At 67.9% G+C, this 14,932-nt stretch carries 15 protein-coding genes; 5 read left to right on the forward strand and 10 right to left on the reverse strand.

Annotation, left to right across the window (positions count from 1 at the left end):
- Positions 1-82: 82 nt before the first annotated feature.
- Positions 83-727, forward strand: a complete 645-nt coding sequence (locus IEY88_RS27410) for a hypothetical protein (protein WP_189157723.1) — start codon at positions 83-85, stop codon at positions 725-727.
- Positions 728-878: 151 nt separating this feature from the next.
- Here the strand turns inward: IEY88_RS27410 and IEY88_RS27415 are convergent, their stop codons facing one another.
- A complete protein-coding gene (locus IEY88_RS27415; protein ID WP_189157724.1) occupies positions 879-1,856 on the reverse strand; it encodes a 2-dehydropantoate 2-reductase in 978 nt (325 codons plus the stop codon).
- Between the two features lie 111 nt (positions 1,857-1,967).
- Between IEY88_RS27415 and IEY88_RS27420 the strand changes: the two genes are divergently transcribed.
- Complete coding sequence (locus IEY88_RS27420; protein ID WP_189157725.1) at positions 1,968-2,693, forward strand: GntR family transcriptional regulator; 726 nt, start codon at positions 1,968-1,970, stop codon at positions 2,691-2,693.
- Positions 2,694-2,951: 258 nt separating this feature from the next.
- Positions 2,952-3,137 carry a hypothetical protein gene (locus tag IEY88_RS27425; RefSeq protein WP_189157726.1) on the forward strand — a complete coding sequence of 62 codons (186 nt, stop codon included), beginning with the start codon at positions 2,952-2,954 and terminating at the stop codon, positions 3,135-3,137.
- On the opposite strand, the gene IEY88_RS27430 is transcribed toward IEY88_RS27425, so the two are convergent.
- The 6 genes from IEY88_RS27430 to IEY88_RS27455 form a co-directional block, all read right to left on the reverse strand.
- Positions 3,128-4,144, reverse strand: coding sequence for a TerC family protein (locus IEY88_RS27430; RefSeq protein ID WP_229693828.1), 1,017 nt, complete (start codon positions 4,142-4,144; stop codon positions 3,128-3,130). The genes IEY88_RS27425 and IEY88_RS27430 overlap by 10 nt on opposite strands.
- 25 nt (positions 4,145-4,169) lie before the next feature.
- Positions 4,170-4,616: a hypothetical protein gene (locus IEY88_RS27435; protein ID WP_189157728.1), complete on the reverse strand. Its 447-nt coding sequence runs from the start codon at positions 4,614-4,616 to the stop codon at positions 4,170-4,172.
- A gap of 1 nt (position 4,617) precedes the next feature.
- The gene (locus IEY88_RS27440; RefSeq protein ID WP_229693813.1) at positions 4,618-6,111 is read right to left on the reverse strand and encodes an Nramp family divalent metal transporter; all 1,494 of its coding nucleotides are present in this window, start codon (positions 6,109-6,111) and stop codon (positions 4,618-4,620) included.
- A 155-nt stretch (positions 6,112-6,266) separates the two neighbouring features.
- Complete coding sequence (locus IEY88_RS27445) at positions 6,267-8,414, reverse strand: acetate--CoA ligase family protein (RefSeq protein ID WP_189157730.1); 2,148 nt, start codon at positions 8,412-8,414, stop codon at positions 6,267-6,269.
- 21 nt (positions 8,415-8,435) lie between these two features.
- The gene (frc, locus tag IEY88_RS27450; RefSeq protein WP_189157731.1) at positions 8,436-9,665 is read right to left on the reverse strand and encodes a formyl-CoA transferase; all 1,230 of its coding nucleotides are present in this window, start codon (positions 9,663-9,665) and stop codon (positions 8,436-8,438) included.
- A 10-nt stretch (positions 9,666-9,675) separates the two neighbouring features.
- Positions 9,676-11,373 (reverse strand): thiamine pyrophosphate-binding protein, encoded by a 1,698-nt coding sequence (locus tag IEY88_RS27455; protein WP_189157732.1) that lies wholly within the window; start codon positions 11,371-11,373, stop codon positions 9,676-9,678.
- A gap of 126 nt (positions 11,374-11,499) precedes the next feature.
- Here IEY88_RS27455 and sucC point away from each other — a divergent pair, with 126 nt between their 5' ends.
- Positions 11,500-12,600, forward strand: a complete 1,101-nt coding sequence (sucC, locus tag IEY88_RS27460) for an ADP-forming succinate--CoA ligase subunit beta (protein ID WP_189157733.1) — start codon at positions 11,500-11,502, stop codon at positions 12,598-12,600.
- Positions 12,600-13,478 (forward strand): succinate--CoA ligase subunit alpha, encoded by an 879-nt coding sequence (gene sucD / locus IEY88_RS27465; RefSeq protein ID WP_189157734.1) that lies wholly within the window; start codon positions 12,600-12,602, stop codon positions 13,476-13,478. Before sucC ends, sucD begins: the two co-directional genes overlap by 1 nt.
- Here sucD and IEY88_RS27470 read toward each other — a convergent pair whose 3' ends face one another.
- The 3 genes from IEY88_RS27470 to IEY88_RS27480 are packed head-to-tail and all read right to left on the reverse strand — an operon-like array spanning position 13,479 to position 14,931.
- On the reverse strand, positions 13,479-14,294 hold the full coding sequence (locus tag IEY88_RS27470) for a hypothetical protein (protein ID WP_189157735.1): 816 nt from the start codon (positions 14,292-14,294) through the stop codon (positions 13,479-13,481).
- Positions 14,291-14,590, reverse strand: a complete 300-nt coding sequence (locus IEY88_RS27475) for a type VII secretion target (protein ID WP_189157736.1) — start codon at positions 14,588-14,590, stop codon at positions 14,291-14,293. The genes IEY88_RS27470 and IEY88_RS27475 overlap by 4 nt, the downstream gene beginning before the upstream one ends.
- On the reverse strand, positions 14,587-14,931 hold the full coding sequence (locus IEY88_RS27480) for a YbaB/EbfC family nucleoid-associated protein (RefSeq protein WP_189157737.1): 345 nt from the start codon (positions 14,929-14,931) through the stop codon (positions 14,587-14,589). The genes IEY88_RS27475 and IEY88_RS27480 overlap by 4 nt, the downstream gene beginning before the upstream one ends.
- Position 14,932 lies beyond the last annotated feature (1 nt).

Below are 14,932 nucleotides of genomic sequence, written 5' to 3' on the forward strand. Positions count from 1 at the left end.
TTCTTTCGAAGGCGGTGAAACGCTTCGGGCCCGAACCGCGATCGCAACTCTGATCAGGCAGAGGCGATGACAAGGGCGGGACATGACCGGACCAGACGGCTCGCAGTCCACCAACGAGGCACGCGCGCAGGGCTCCGGAACCGTCTACCAGGCCGGTCAGATCCACGGCGGCGCGAACATGGGCAACACCCGCACCACCACGATCAGCCTGCCCGCGTTCGGCGTCGTCCTCGGCGTGGTGATGACCCTGGTCGTCGGGTTCGCGGTGTGGAAGCTCGTCGCGACGGACGGGCAGCCGACCGGAACAGCGGCGCCCACGTCGAGCGGGACCAGGACTCCCCCGGACGGCGTGCGGACCAAGGAGGTCACGCTGACCCGCGAGACCGGCGTGGACGTCGACGGGAACGACACCTCGGCCAAGGACGCCGAGGGCCCCACCGGCGAGATCGACCTCCACCTGACCCGGTTCAACCTGCTGTACCCGAGCGGAAGCGGGTTCGCCGCGGACAGCGGCCACGAGGACAAGGCCCAGGAGCGGTGCACCAAAGCCGTCGTCGGCGGGAAGAACACCGGCGGCCCGACCATCCCGTCGACCATCGGGCAGCAGCTCTGCTTCGCCACGTCCAGCGGTCAGATCGGCTGGCTGCGCGTGAAGAGCTCATCCTTGGCCTCGTACGACGCGAGCAGTTCAGTGGTCTTGGCCGTGCGGGTGTGGCCGCGCCCCTGATCGAACCTGCTCTTCGACCGACCGCGGCGTCGCCTGCAGGACGGCATCCCGGTGTGCTCCCACCGGAAGCGCCCAGGCTCGCGTACGAGCTTGCTGATCGCCGCCGACAGCGACGGCTGGGACACGGGCCTCCAGCCGTCGCCGCAACGGCTCAGGACACCAGCGACGTGCGCGACAGCAGGTCGATCGCCGCGTAGACGTGCCGCAACGTCGGTGCCGGCACTCGGGTCAGCGACGCGATCTCCACCACCGCGGCGATGATCGCGTCGATCTCCAGCCTCTTGCCGGCCTCGAGGTCCTGCAGCATCGACGTCTTGTGGTGCCCGACGCGGCGGGCGCCGTCGATGCGCTTGTCGATGGAGATCTTCGGGTCGCAGCCCGCGGCCCGTGCGATGGTCAGGGTCTCCGCCATCATCTGGGCCACCAGGTCGCGGCTGTCGTCGTGGTCGCAGATCTCGGCCATGGTCGCGCGGGTCAGCGCGCTCAGCGGGTTGAACGCGACGTTGCCCATGAGCTTGATCCAGATGTCCTCGCGGACGTCCTTCTCCACCGGGCACTTCAGGCCGCCCGCGATCATCGCCTCGCTCAGCGCGACGCAGCGCGGGGAGATCGACCGGTCGGGCTCGCCGATCGAGAAGCGCGTGCCCTCCAGGTGCCGGATCACGCCCGGTGACTCGATCTCGGTCGAGCAGTAGACGACGCAGCCGATCGCCCGTTCCATGGGCAGCACGGCGGTGACGGACCCGCCGGGGTCCACGGCCTCGATCCGTTGTCCTTCAAGGGGATGCCCGGTCATGCCGTGGAAGTACCACCACGGGATCCCGTTCTGCGCCGCGATCACCGCGGTGTCCGGGCCCGTCAGCGGTGCCAGCAGATCGCCTGCCGACGCGTACGAGTACGCCTTCAGACCGAGGAAAACGTAGTCGACCTCGCCCACCTCGGCGGGATCGGAGGTCGCATGTGGACGGGCGGTGAAATCACCGCGGGGGCTCAGCACCCGCACGCCGTGCTCGCGCAGTGCGGCGAGATGGGCTCCACGCGCGATCAGGTGGACTTCCACGCCCGCACGGTGCAAAGCCGCACCGACGTAGGCACCGATCGCCCCGGCTCCGAGAACAGCGATCTTCATAGCACGCCCCGCTCTGCCGCTCTCCGAGGAGAGATTGCATACAGTATACGTACGACACGGATAATTCTCTAGAAGTGCTTTTTGCATACGAAAAGCTGTATTCTGTCCGGCATGACCTCTTTGCCCAGTGGCCGCCGGGCGCCCCGCGGCTCTCTCAGCGCCGCGGCGACCCGCCGGGTCGAACGCCCCGCACCGCTGCGACAGGCCGTCTACGACGCCTTGCTCGAGCTGATCGTCAACCGCACCCTCGCCCCCGGCCAGCACCTGGTCGAGGCCGAGCTGGCCGAGTACCTGGGCGTGAGCAGGCAACCGGTGCGCGAGGCACTGCAGCGGCTGCAGACCGACGGCTGGGTCGACCTGCGTCCCGCCCAGGGCGCCTTCGTGCACACCCCGACCGAGGAGGAGGCCGACCAGTTGCTCGCGGTGCGCAGCGTGCTGGAGACCTACTCGGCCAAGCTCGCCGCCGAACACGCCACCGCGGCCGACGTGAAGCTTCTCAGGAAGCTGCAGAAGGCCGGCGAGGAGGCCCTGGTCACCGCGAACGTCGAGCGCCTGGTCAAGGCGAACGCCGACCTGCACGCGGCCGTCGCGACGATCGGCCGCAACAAGGTCCTGTCCGAGATGATCGGCCTGGTCGACCGCCGAGTGCGCTGGTACTACACGCCGATCGCCCGCCCGCGCAGCCGCGACTCGTGGAACGAGCACGCCGAGCTGGTCACGGCCATCGCCGAGGGCGACGTGGAGCGGGCCGGCGAGGTCATGCACAACCACGCGGAGCAGACCCGCCAGACCTACCACGACCGCAAGACGCCCGAAAGCACCACGGAGAGCGACTGACCCCTTACCTTCAGATCACCCAAATCGGTCATTTGGTACCATACGGGTGATCCGCGACACGATGACGGCTGATTGCATACAAAACGCAGTATGCTGAATGGAGACAGGGCGGGGTCAACGGAGACCCGCGAGAGGTTTCCCGGTGGGTGCCCTGATGGGTATCCGCCGGACACGACCCCGGCCGCACCCTGTTCCTCCCGCGCGGCAGAGCCTTCCGGGCAGCCGCGCGCCACCATCGATCGCGAAAGAAGGAAAGCCATGTCCCGCTTCAAGGACTTCGCACGCTCGCTCACCCAGCCGCGCGAGGGTTTCTCCGCGGACGGCCGCGCGCTGGGCCTCGGGCTGTCCACCGCGCTGACGGAACAGCGCAAGGACGCCGAGGCCCAGGCGGCCGTGGCCAAGACGCTCCGCAAGGACGCCGAAGGCCACACGATTCACGGCTGAGAGTCCTTCACCGGAGCGTCTTCCTCGCTCCTGCGCGCACTCTCGGCATCCTCCACGGCGGACAGGGCAGCCCGGCGTGAGGTGTGCAGGCTCCAGACCGTCGTGACGGCGAGCGTCACGACGATGACCCCGAGGGACACCACGATCGGGATCTCCGGGGCCCACGAGACACCGTGGTGGTGCATCGCCTCGAAGATGAGCTTGAACCCGATGAACGCGAGCACCACCGCGAGGCCCTTGCTCAGGTGCACCAGGCGGTCCAGGAGACCACCCACCAGGAAGAAGAGCTGGCGCAGGCCCATCAGCGCGAACGCGTTGGCGGTCAGCACCAGGTACGGCTCCTTGGTGAGCCCGAAGATCGCCGGGATCGAGTCGACCGCGAACAGCAGGTCCGTGGTGCCCACCGCGACCATCACGATGAGCATCGGCGTGACCACCCGCTTGCCGTCGACGCGCGTCGTCAGCGAAGCACCGTGGTAGACCGTCGTCGCCGGCAGGAACCTCTTCACCGCGCGCAACGCGGCGTTCTCCGGGACGTCGGCCTCCTCGGTCTCGTCCTGCTTCAGCAGCTTCCACGCGGTGAAGATCAGGAAAGCGCCGAAGAAGTAGAACAGCCAGTCGAACCGCGCGATCGCCTGTGCTCCGGCGGCGATGAAGATGGCCCGCAGGAACAGCGCCAGGACGATGCCGACGATGAGCACCTTCTGCCGGTACTCCCTCGGCACCGCGAACCGGGCCATGATGATCACGAACACGAACAGGTTGTCGACGCTCAGCGAGTACTCGGTGATCCAGCCGGCGAAGAACTCACCGCCGTGGCCGGGCCCGGCGAACACCGTGACGCCGAGTCCGAACAGGACGGCCAGGCCGACGTAGAAGAGCACCCAGTACAACGACTCGCGGAACGACGGTTCGTGCGGCTTGCGCACCACCAGGTAGAAGTCGAACGCGATGATGGCGGCGATACCGCCCATCGTCGCGATCCACACCCAGACGGGAAGATCCAACATCCTTGGCTCCTTCGGCGGAAGGTCAGCGGGAGGCGGTGGCTCCCAAGCGATGTCGCAGTCGCAGGCGCATCGCGATGCGCTCGTGCAGCCACAGGAAACCGATGGCCCAGCCGAGGCTCACGATCCCTTGGTAGGCGAGGAAACCGGTCAGGTCCGAGGGCAGCCGGACCTGACCGGCGAGCACGAGGCCCACGGTGGTCTCGTGGATCAGCCTGGCCAGTGGGAACGCCAGGAGCCAATAGAGGGCGACGGGAGCGAACCGCCCGGCCGGGAGCCGGCCCGCTGCCACCAGCAGGCTGAAACCTCCGCCGAACGCGCCCAGCGGCAGTCCGAGCGCCACGGTCGTGACGAACGCCCACCCGAGCGGCTGGCCCACGAGCGCGGCCAGCCCTCCCGCGATGAGCCCGGCGGCCAGCCCGACGAACGCGCCGGGGACCGCTTCCTTCAGAAATCCTTCGCGGATCGGCATGTCAGCCCACCACCACGCCGAACTTGACGAGGCTGAAGAACAGCATGCCCAGGTAGAACACCGCGCCGAAGCCGATGATGACGTTCGTGATCAGCTTGGGGCGGATGGGTTTGGGCAGCATCCGGTTGTTCACCAGCAGGAGCACCACGCAGTAGGCGCCCATGGCGAACGTCGACAGGAACGCGAGCACGTCGAGGATCGCGCCCGGTCCGTCGGCCGGTCCGAACAGCAGGATCAGGATGCCGAAGGTGATGACACCCCAGAGGAATCCCGCGTAGAGGTGCGACATGCGGAACTTCTTCGCGCCCTTGACGAAGTGGTAGGTCATGTCCGCCTGGCCGCGCGAGAACGAGTCGAACAGGCCGAGCGTGGCGTTGAGGCCGATCAACGCGATGAAGCCGAGGAACACCCCGCCCAGCACCGGACCGCCGGCCGACGCGAAGGCGTCCGACATGGCGTTCAGCGCGGCCTCGCGTTCACCGGACTCGATGAGGTTCTTGACGTCCGGCGAGGTCCTCGAAGCCGACTGCGCGAGGACCGTGAAAGAAACCGTGACGAGCATCGTGATGCCCCAGAAGAGCAACAGCGCGTCGAACGTCACCCAGCGCCGCCAGCCCTTCCACTTCGCGAGCTCCGCCTTGTCGTCGGTGTCGAACATGAAGCCGCGGCTGGGCATCTTCTCCTCGTCGCCCGCGTGCCGCAGCCCGCGGACCTTCGGGATGTGCGCGCCCATGCCGGCCCCGCTGTCGCGCAGGTGCAGCGTGTACCACATCTGCTGCATGCCGGACGGGCCGGCGAACGCGATCGAGCCGACGATGATCGGGAACCACTCCGGTGACATGGCCTGGGCCGGGAAGTACCCGAACTGGAACATGCCGGACACCGTGCTCGTCAGGTCGCCCCAGGTGCCGACCATCGCCGCCACCACGGCCGTGCTGACGACCAGCAGTCCGATGAGGATGGACAGCAGGTTCTCGAGCAGGTTGTAGATGACCTTCGCGAGGCTGAACAGCACCCCGACGAGGATCAGGCCCACGCAGGCCGACACCGTCCAGGGTATGCCGGTGATCTTCTCCAGAGCCGCCGCTCCTGCCGACAGGTGACCTGGCCAGATGTAGACGAGGATGGCCACCACGAAGAAGAACCACATGATCGGTTTGAACACGCGTGCGGCGCCGAAGAAGATGCTCTCCCCCGTCGCCATCGCGTACCGCGCCATCTCGAGCATGACGACGGCCTGCAGCGTCACGCCGATCAGGAAGAGCCACCTGATGTCCGGCCCGAAGACCAGCACCAGGCGGGGCCACATGTAGGACTCGCCCATGCCCACGCCAAGAGCCACCAGGAACACCGTGGGACCGAGCAGGTGGATCGACGGTGGTGCGTCGGGGAGTTTCCTGATGGGCATCGCTTCCAGCTTGCCCGCGGGCCAGAACCGCTCCTTCTCAGGGGGCGAACTGGTTTCCGTGCGAGCGGCCAGATTTGGATCATCCACGGTTAACAACCTCCAGAGGACCGGCTGTCTTCGTTGACCTCCCTGGCGGGTTCGCGACCGTGGGCGTGTGCACGGTCGCGGACGGGCCATCTCTCCTTGGTACTGCCGCAAAATGGTCGTGGCCTCTCCCAAGGCCACGACCAAATACGACTCAACTACAGCAAGCCTGCAGCACGGGCCCACCGGTACTTCGCGCCCAGTACTGCGACAGGCTTCTCCGTTGTGTACGGATAAGCAACCACCCCATGGCGGTAGAGATATTCGCTCGCTTCCTCTACCTGCACGTCACCCGCGAGGGAGGCGACGACCGGTTTGTGGATGCCGTTCGCCCGGTACTCCTCCACGACGTCGACCACGAGCTTCGCGAACACCATCGGCGGCGTGACGATGGTGTGCCAGTAGCCCAGGATCAACGAGTGGATGCGCTCGTCGGCGAGACCGAGTGCGATCGTGTTCCGGTACGTCGAGGGCGGTTCGCCGCCGGTGATGTCGACGGGGTTGCCCGCCGCGCCGAAGGGTGGGATGAACTTCCGGAACGCCGCGTCCAGGTCGTCCGGGATGCTCATCAACGACAACCCGTTGTCCACACAGGCGTCCGAGAGCAGCACGCCCGAGCCGCCCGCACCCGTGATGATCACGACGTTCTCGCCCTGGGGCGTTGCCAGCAGCGGGATTCCGCGCGCGTACTCCAGCAGGTCGTTCAGGCCGGGTGCGCGGATCACGCCGCTCTGCCTGAGGATGTCGTCGTAGACCCGGTCGTTGCCGGCGAGCGCGCCGGTGTGCGAGCTCGCGGCCTTGGCGCCCTGGTCGGTCCGCCCGGCCTTGAGCACCACGACCGGTTTCTTGGCCGAGACGCGTTTCGCGGTCTCGGCGAAGGACCGGCCGTCCTTGAGGTCCTCCAGGTGCATCGCGACGAGCTGGGTGTTCGGGTCCGACTCGAAGAACGTCAGCAGGTCGTCCTCGTCGATGTCGGCCTTGTTGCCCACACCCACGATGGACGAGACGCCCATGCCCGCGGAACGGCTGAATCCGAGGATCGCCATGCCGATTCCGCCACTTTGCGACGTGAGAGCAACCCCGCCCTTGACGTCGTACGGCGTGCAGAACGTCGCGCTCAGGTTCTCGGGCGTGTAGTAGTAGCCGTAGATGTTCGGTCCGAGGATGCGGACGCCGTGCTTGCGCGCGATCGCCACGATCTCGTTCTGCAGCTCGATGTTGCCCGTCTCGCCGAAGCCGGACGGGATCATGATCGCGCCGCCGACGCCCTTCTTGCCGACCTCCTCCAGCGCGGCCGGCACGAACTTGGCCGGGATGGCGAACACGGCGACGTCGATCTCTCCCGGCACGTCGGCGATGCTCGCGAACGCCTTGCGGTCGAGGATCTCGTCCGCCTTGGGGTTGATCGGGTAGATCTCGCCCTGGTAGCCGCCGTTGACGAGGTTCTTCATCACCGAGTTGCCGATCTTGCCCTCTTCGTTCGAGGCACCGATCACGGCTACGGCGGACGGCTTCATGATCCGGTTCATCGAGGCGAGGATCTCGTCCTGCGTGAACCGGTGCGGCTCCTTGGCGGCGTCCTCGTCCACCAGGATGCGGACGTCGACCGCGGTAGCCCCTTGTGGTGTGGCCAGCACGGGGTTGAGGTCGACCTCGGCGAGCTGCGGGAAGTCCGTGACCAGGTCCGACACGCGGTGGATCAGGTCGGCGAGCTTGTCCGCGTCGACGCCCTGCGCGCCACGCACACCGTGCAGGATCTCCGCGGCCGCGATGCCGTTGACCATGGAGAGGGCCCCGGACGCGCTGGTGGGCGCCAGCCGGAACGTGACGTCCTTGAGCACCTCGACCAGGATGCCGCCGAGACCGAACGCGACGATCTTGCCGAACGTCTCGTCGGTGGTGGCGCCCACGATGACCTCGTGGACCTCTTTCCCGGTCGGCAGCTGCTGCTGGACCTGGACGCCGGTGACGTCCGCGTCCGCCTTGTAGTTCCCGGCGTTGTGGATGATCGTGCGGTAGCCCTCGGCGACCTCGGAGGCGTTGCGCAGCCCCACGAGCACGCCGCCGGCCTCGGTCTTGTGCAGGATGTCCGGTGAGACGATCTTGAGCACGACCGGGTAGCCGATCTCCTCGGCGAACGCGACGGCGCCCTCCGACGACTTCGCCAGCGCCTCGGCCGGGGTCGCGATCCCGTAGGCGTCGCAGACCCGCTTGCCCTCCGGTGCGGTGAGGGAGGATCGTCCCTCGGCCCGCACCTTCGCGAGTACGTTCTCGACCGCGGCGCGGTCGTAGCCGTTGTCCGGCATTGGTTTCTTCTCCCTTAAGGATTAGATGACGCCGGCGGCGCGCAGTCCGGCCAGTCGGTCCGCGCTGTAGCCGAGTGCTCCGAGAACCTCGTCGTTGTGCTCACCGAGCAACGGCGGACGCTGGATCTGGACGGTGCTGTCCGAGAGCTTGAGCGGGTTGCCGACCGTCTTGAACGTGCCGCGCTCGGGGTGTTCGACCTCGACCACGGTGCCCAGTTCGGCCAGCGTCTCGTCCTCGATGATCTCCTTGGTGGACAGGATGGGTCCGCACGGGATGTTGTGGGCGTTGAGCTTGTCCATTACCTCCCACTTGGTGTGCTTCTCCGTCCACTCCTCGATCAAGGCGAACGCCTTGTCCAGCTTGGAGAGCCGGACCTCGGGCGTGGCCCACGCCGGGTCCTCGGCGAGTTCGGGCCTGCCGATCAGCTCGGTCAGCGGGGCCCAGCCGACGGGCTGGATGATCACGTAGATGTAGTCGTTGGGGCCGCCGGGGGCGCAGCGCACCGCCCAGCCGGGCTGGCCACCACCGGACGCGTTGCCGGAGCGGGGCACCTCGTCGGAGAACTGCTCGTTCGGGTACTCCCCCAGCGGCCCGTGGGTGAGGCGCTGCTGGTCGCGCAGCTTCACCCGGCACAAGTTGAGCACCGCGTCCTGCATCGCGACCTGGACGCGCTGCCCGCGTCCGGTGTTGGTCCGTTGGTACAGCGCGGCCAGGATCGCGGCCACCAGGTGGATACCGGTGCCCGAGTCGCCGATCTGCGCGCCCGTGGCGAGCGGCGGACCGTCCTCGAACCCGGTGGTGCTCATCGAGCCGCCCATCGCCTGCGCGATCACCTCGTACGCCTTGAAGTCGGCGTAGCGGCCGGGCCCGAAGCCCTTGATCGACGCGTAGACGAGCCGGTCGTTGAGCTCCTGCAGCTTCTCCCACGGGTAGCCGAACCGCTCGACCACGCCGGGACCGAAGTTCTCGACGAGGACGTCGACGTCGCCGATGAGCTTCTCGAAGACCTCTTTGCCCTCGGGCGACTTCATGTTGAGGGTGATGCTCCGCTTGTTGCAGTTGAGCATCGTGAAGTAGAGACTGTCCACTTCGGGCAGATCACGCAGCTGGCCGCGGGTGATGTCCCCCTTGCCGGGGGTCTCCAGCTTGATGACGTCCGCGCCCAGCCAGGCGAGCAGCTGGGTCGACGACGGTCCGGACTGCACGTGCGTCATGTCGAGGACTTTGACGCCCTCCAGGGCTTTGGCCATCTCAGCTCACCTACTTGTACATCGTCTGGTTCATGGTTCCGGGCGCGTACACGTCGGGGTCGATCCACACGTTGATCAGCGAGGGCTTGCCGGACTCGCGGGCGCGCCGCAGCGCCGGCCCGATGTCCTTGGGGTCGCGCACTTCCTCGCCGTAGCCGCCGAGCATCTTGGCGAACTGGTCGTACTTGACGTCGCCGAGCGTGTTGCCGACGCGCTCGCGCTCCAGCCCGTACTTGGCGGCCTGGCCGTAGCGGATCTGGTTCATCGACGAGTTGTTGCCGACGATGCCGACGAACGGCAGGTTGTAACGGACCAAAGTCTCGAAGTCCCAGCCGGTGAGGGAGAACGCGCCGTCACCGAACAGGGCCACGACCTCCTTGTCCGGCCTGGCCAGTTTCGCGGCCAGCACGAACGGGATGCCGACGCCGAGCGTCCCGAGTGGACCGGGGTCCATCCAGTGGCCCGGCGACTTCGGTTGCACGACCTGGCCGGAGAACGTGACGACGTCGCCGCCGTCGCCGATGTAGATGGAGTCCTCGGTGAGGAAGTCGTTGATCTCGCTCACCAGCCGGTACGGGTGGATCGGCATGTCCTCGGAGCGCAGGTGCTCCAGGCGCTTCTGCCGGGCCTTCTCCTCGACCGCCTGCAGTTCCTCCAGCCACACCTTGCGGCCCATCGCGCCGTTGTCCTCGCGGCCCGACGCGGCCTGCGCGACGCTGGACAGGACCAGGTCGGCGTCACCGACGATGCCGAGGTCGACGTCCCGGTTCTTGCCGACGGTGCGGTAGTCGAGGTCGATCTGGACGACGGTCGCGTTCGCGGACAGCCTGCGCCCGTAGCCCATCCGGAAGTCGAACGGGGTACCGACGATCACGATGACGTCGGCGTTGTCGAAGGCGTAGCGGCGCGACAGCTGGAAGTGGTGCGGGTCGCCGGGCGGGAGGGTGCCGCGGCCGGCGCCGTTCATGTAGGCGGGGATGTTGAGGGTTCGGACGAGGTCGATCGCGGAGTCCGTGGCCCGCGTCGTCCACACCTGGCTGCCGAGCAGGATCGCGGGCTTGCGGGCGTGCACCAGCAGGTCCGCGAGCTTCTCGATGTCCGCCGGGTCACCGACGCTGCGCGTGGACGCGCGGTAGTGGCCCGCCTCCGGTACTCGGGCGGTGCTCACCGGCACCTTGGCGTCGAGGACGTCGCGCGGGATCTCCAGGAACGACGGGCCGGGCGCGCCGGCGTTGGCCTCGCGGAACGCCATCGACACCATGTCCGCGATGCGGGCGGTGTGCGGGACGTTCGCCGCGAACTTGGTGATCGGCGTCATCATGTCGACGTGCGGGAGGTCCTGCAGTGAGCCCATCTTGTGCTGGCTCAACGCACCCTGGCCGCCGATCAGCAGCATCGGGCTCTCCGCGCGGAACGCGTTCGCGACGCCTGTGACGGCGTCCGTGGTGCCCGGCCCGGCGGTGACGACGGCACAACCGGGTTTGCCGGTGATCCGCGCGTAGCCGTCGGCCGCGTGGGCCGCGACCTGTTCGTGCCGGACGTCGATGACGGCGATGCCCTCGTCCACGCAGCCGTCGTAGATGTCGATGATGTGCCCGCCGCACAGCGTGAAGATGGTGTCGACGCCCTCGGCTTTGAGGGCCTTCGCCACCAGGTGGCCACCAGAGATGGACTCAGGAATCGACTCCGGCTCCGCGGAACTCGTCATCGGCGATCAGCTCCCCTTGGCGCTTCGACTGTAGATTGCATACCGTATGAGGTAGGCATATCGTTACTCCGCTACCAACCGGATGTCCATAGATGGCCGCAAGTTTTCGGCGAGAGGACGTAGACGGTGGATCTTTTCGAACACGAGGCGCGGGACCTCTTCGAGCGGCACGGGGTGCCCGTTCCGCGTGGTCTCGTGGCGGACACTCCTGAGTCCGCGCGCGAGGCAGCCGCGGAACTCGGCGGCACTGTCGTCGTGAAGGCACAGGTGAAGACCGGCGGGCGCGGCAAGGCCGGTGGCATCAAGCTCGCTTCGTCGCCCGACGAAGCTTTCGCTGCCGCCACGGCCATCCTGGGGATGGACATCAAGGGCCACACCGTGCACAAGGTCCTGGTCACCGAGGCGAGCGAGATCGCCGAGGAGTACTACCTGTCGTTCCTGCTCGACCGTGCCAACAGGACGTTCATCGGCATGGCCTCGGCCACCGGCGGCATGGAGATCGAGGAGATGGCGGACTCCATCACCCGGATGCCAGCTTCGGCCTTCGACGCATCAGCGGTGTTCCCACCGGAAATTGCTGCACAGGTCAACGAGATCGCTTCCGCCCTGTGGAAGGTCTTCGTCTCCGAGGACGCCACGCTGGTCGAGGTCAACCCGTTGGCACGCACCAAGGACGGCCGGATCGTCGCGCTGGACGGCAAAGTGACGCTGGACGACAACGCGTCGTTCCGGCACTCTCGTCCCACAGACGACGCTTCGGGTGATCCGCTGGAGGTGCGGGCCGCCGAGAAGGGACTGAACTACGTCAAGCTCGACGGCAGCGTCGGTGTCATCGGCAACGGCGCTGGGCTCGTCATGTCCACATTGGACGTCGTCGCGCTGGCCGGTGCCGCACCCGCGAACTTCCTCGACATCGGCGGAGGCGCCTCGGCCCAGGTGATGGCCGACGGCCTCGACGTCATCCTGTCGGACCCGTCGGTGCGCAGCGTGTTCGTGAACGTCTTCGGCGGCATCACCGCGTGCGACGCGGTGGCCAACGGGATCGTGCAGGCCCTTGGCATGCTGGGTGACCGCGCGGACAAGCCGCTGGTCGTCCGGCTCGACGGCAACAACGCCGACGCGGGCCACCGCATCCTCGACGAGGCACGACACCCGCTGATCACCGTGGCGCACACGATGGACGACGCGGCGGGCCGTGCCGCCGCTCTCGCTGGCAAGGAGTCCTGATGGCGATCTTCCTCGACGAGAACAGCCGCGTGGTCGTGCAGGGCATGACGGGAGCGGAGGGTGTCAAGCACACCCGTCGCATGCTCGCGGCCGGCACGCAGGTCGTCGGCGGTGTCAACGCCCGCAAGGCGGGCACGTCCGTGGACTTCGACGACGTGACGCTGCCGGTGTTCGGCACGGTCACCGAGGCGATGGACGCGACCGGCGCGAACGTGTCGGTGCTCTTCGTCCCGCCCGCCTTCACCGGTGACGCGGTGATCGAGGCGATCGACGCGTCGATCGGCCTGGCCGTGGTGATCACGGAAGGCGTCCCGGTCCACGACACGGCACGGTTCTGGGCGCACGCCCAGGGCAGGCAGACCCGGATCATCGGACCGAACTGCCCCGGCATCATCAGCCCCGGCAAGTCCAACGCGGGCATCATCCCGTCGGACATCACCAAGCCCGGCTCGATCGGCCTGGTGTCGAAGTCGGGAACGCTGACGTACCAGCTGATGCACGAGCTGAAGGACTTCGGCTTCACCACGTGCGTCGGCATCGGCGGCGACCCGATCGTCGGCACCACGCACATCGACGCGATCGAGGCGTTCGAGGCGGACCCCGAGACCGAGCTGATCGTGATGATCGGCGAGATCGGCGGCGACGCGGAGGAACGCGCGGCGGAGTTCGTGCGGGACAACGTGTCCAAGCCCGTGGTCGGCTACGTCGCCGGCTTCACCGCGCCCGAGGGCAAGACGATGGGCCACGCGGGCGCCATCGTCTCGGGGTCCTCGGGCACGGCGGAGGCCAAGAAGCAGGCCATGGAGGCGGTCGGGATCAGGGTCGGCAAGACGCCGTCGGAGACCGCGGCCCTGGCCAGGGCGATCCTGACCAGCTAGTCAGCCGGCCGGTGTGAGGGTCGGCAACGCCTCGCTGTCTCGGCCCGTGTCCGTGCGGGCCGAGACGGTCGGCAGTTCGGCGTTGCCCGAAGCCTTGTCGCCGATCATCGACATGGCCTGCTTCACGATCTTCAGCACGGCCTGCGCGCCCTCGACCAGTTTGATCAGGTTCTCGCCGCTCGCCAGCAGTTCGCCGAGCTTGGCCGCGATCTGGGCACCGCACTCGACGGCGAGCTGGACGCACTGCGGGATCGCCACGGCGATGCTCTGCCCGAACGTGGCGGCCGCCGTCGCGATCGCCTGGGTCATGATCGGCACGATCTTGCCGACCGCCTCGGTGATCAGCCGCGTCACCTCGGCGACGACCTGGGCGACGACCTCGCCCGCCTTGATCAGCGCGGTGGCGTTGGTCAGCGCGGTCTCGGCGACCGACAGCACGCCGTCGACGAGCTCCTTGCCGGTCTTGGCGTACTCGGCCGCGCTGTCGCCGGTCCAGCCGTCGGTCTCGCTGCCCGCCTTCTCGCCGTACTCACCGGCGAGGGCGGTCGCGGCCGTGCTCGCGTCGCGGAACTCCCCCGCGCCCCGCTGGACGCCGTCCGGATCGCCCTTGAGCTGGTTCAGCGGCTCTTCCAGGAACGAGATCATGGGCGTGAGGAAGCCGACGCCCGCACTGTCCAGGGCCTGCAACGGTTTCCCGTTCGAACCCAGCTCGCCCAGCGGCGCCTTCGGGGTCTGGGCCAGGTCCGGCGACAGCCACTCACCGTTCGTGATGGCATTCGTCGTGGCGCGGAGCTGGTCGAGCAACGCGGCGGTCATCGGCCCGCTCCCGTGATGTCCTCGGCGTTGCGCTCGTCGGTGCGCTGGTAGTTCTCGGCCGTCTGCCGCATGCCCTCACCTACTTTGTCCATCGTGGACGCGATGTGGGCGAACGCGCCCATCGTCTCGCCCATCGGGCCGCTCAGGCCGGAACTGAGGAACTGGGCGAACGAGCCGAGCGACCTCTCGCCCACCTGGTCGGGCAGCCGGGACCCGGTGCCGGACAACCGGTCGGCGTACCCGGTCAGGGTCTTCGCGTGCCGGCGCAACTGCTCGTGGTCGGCGGTGAAGCTCATCGCACGGCCTCCGGCAGGTGCCTCGTGATCTGGTGCAGCGCGTCGCTCTCGCCGAGGTAGTCGGCCATCACCTCGGTCATGCGGGCGCTCGCCAGCCGTTGCGCCTCCCGCGCGGTGCTGACGATCAGCATCGCGAGCGTGTCGACGTCGAGCCTGCGCGCCGCCGGCGTCAGCGCGACGTCGCCGAGCACGCCGCCCGCGTTCACCGTCACGGTCACCTCACCGCGCGGCGAGGTCGCCGTCGCGCCCACCTCGGCCAGGCTCGCGCTCGCCGACCGCGCGCTGTACGCGACGCGCTCCAGTCGTTCCTGGTAGTCCGCCAGCCACTGTGCTGGATCCACT

It is taken from the genome of Lentzea pudingi, from assembly GCF_014646255.1.
In the GTDB taxonomy this organism is placed as follows: Bacteria; Actinomycetota; Actinomycetes; order Mycobacteriales; family Pseudonocardiaceae; genus Lentzea; species Lentzea pudingi.

Coding starts and splice junctions, on each gene's coding strand:
- IEY88_RS27410 (WP_189157723.1), top strand. CDS start 83: ATGACCGGACCAGACGGCTCGCAGTCCACCAACGAGGCACGCGCGCAG.
- IEY88_RS27415 (WP_189157724.1), bottom strand. CDS start 1,856: ATGAAGATCGCTGTTCTCGGAGCCGGGGCGATCGGTGCCTACGTCGGT.
- IEY88_RS27420 (WP_189157725.1), top strand. CDS start 1,968: ATGACCTCTTTGCCCAGTGGCCGCCGGGCGCCCCGCGGCTCTCTCAGC.
- IEY88_RS27425 (WP_189157726.1), top strand. CDS start 2,952: ATGTCCCGCTTCAAGGACTTCGCACGCTCGCTCACCCAGCCGCGCGAG.
- IEY88_RS27435 (WP_189157728.1), bottom strand. CDS start 4,616: ATGCCGATCCGCGAAGGATTTCTGAAGGAAGCGGTCCCCGGCGCGTTC.
- IEY88_RS27445 (WP_189157730.1), bottom strand. CDS start 8,414: ATGCCGGACAACGGCTACGACCGCGCCGCGGTCGAGAACGTACTCGCG.
- frc (WP_189157731.1), bottom strand. CDS start 9,665: ATGGCCAAAGCCCTGGAGGGCGTCAAAGTCCTCGACATGACGCACGTG.
- IEY88_RS27455 (WP_189157732.1), bottom strand. CDS start 11,373: ATGACGAGTTCCGCGGAGCCGGAGTCGATTCCTGAGTCCATCTCTGGT.
- sucD (WP_189157734.1), top strand. CDS start 12,600: ATGGCGATCTTCCTCGACGAGAACAGCCGCGTGGTCGTGCAGGGCATG.
- IEY88_RS27470 (WP_189157735.1), bottom strand. CDS start 14,294: ATGACCGCCGCGTTGCTCGACCAGCTCCGCGCCACGACGAATGCCATC.
- IEY88_RS27475 (WP_189157736.1), bottom strand. CDS start 14,590: ATGAGCTTCACCGCCGACCACGAGCAGTTGCGCCGGCACGCGAAGACC.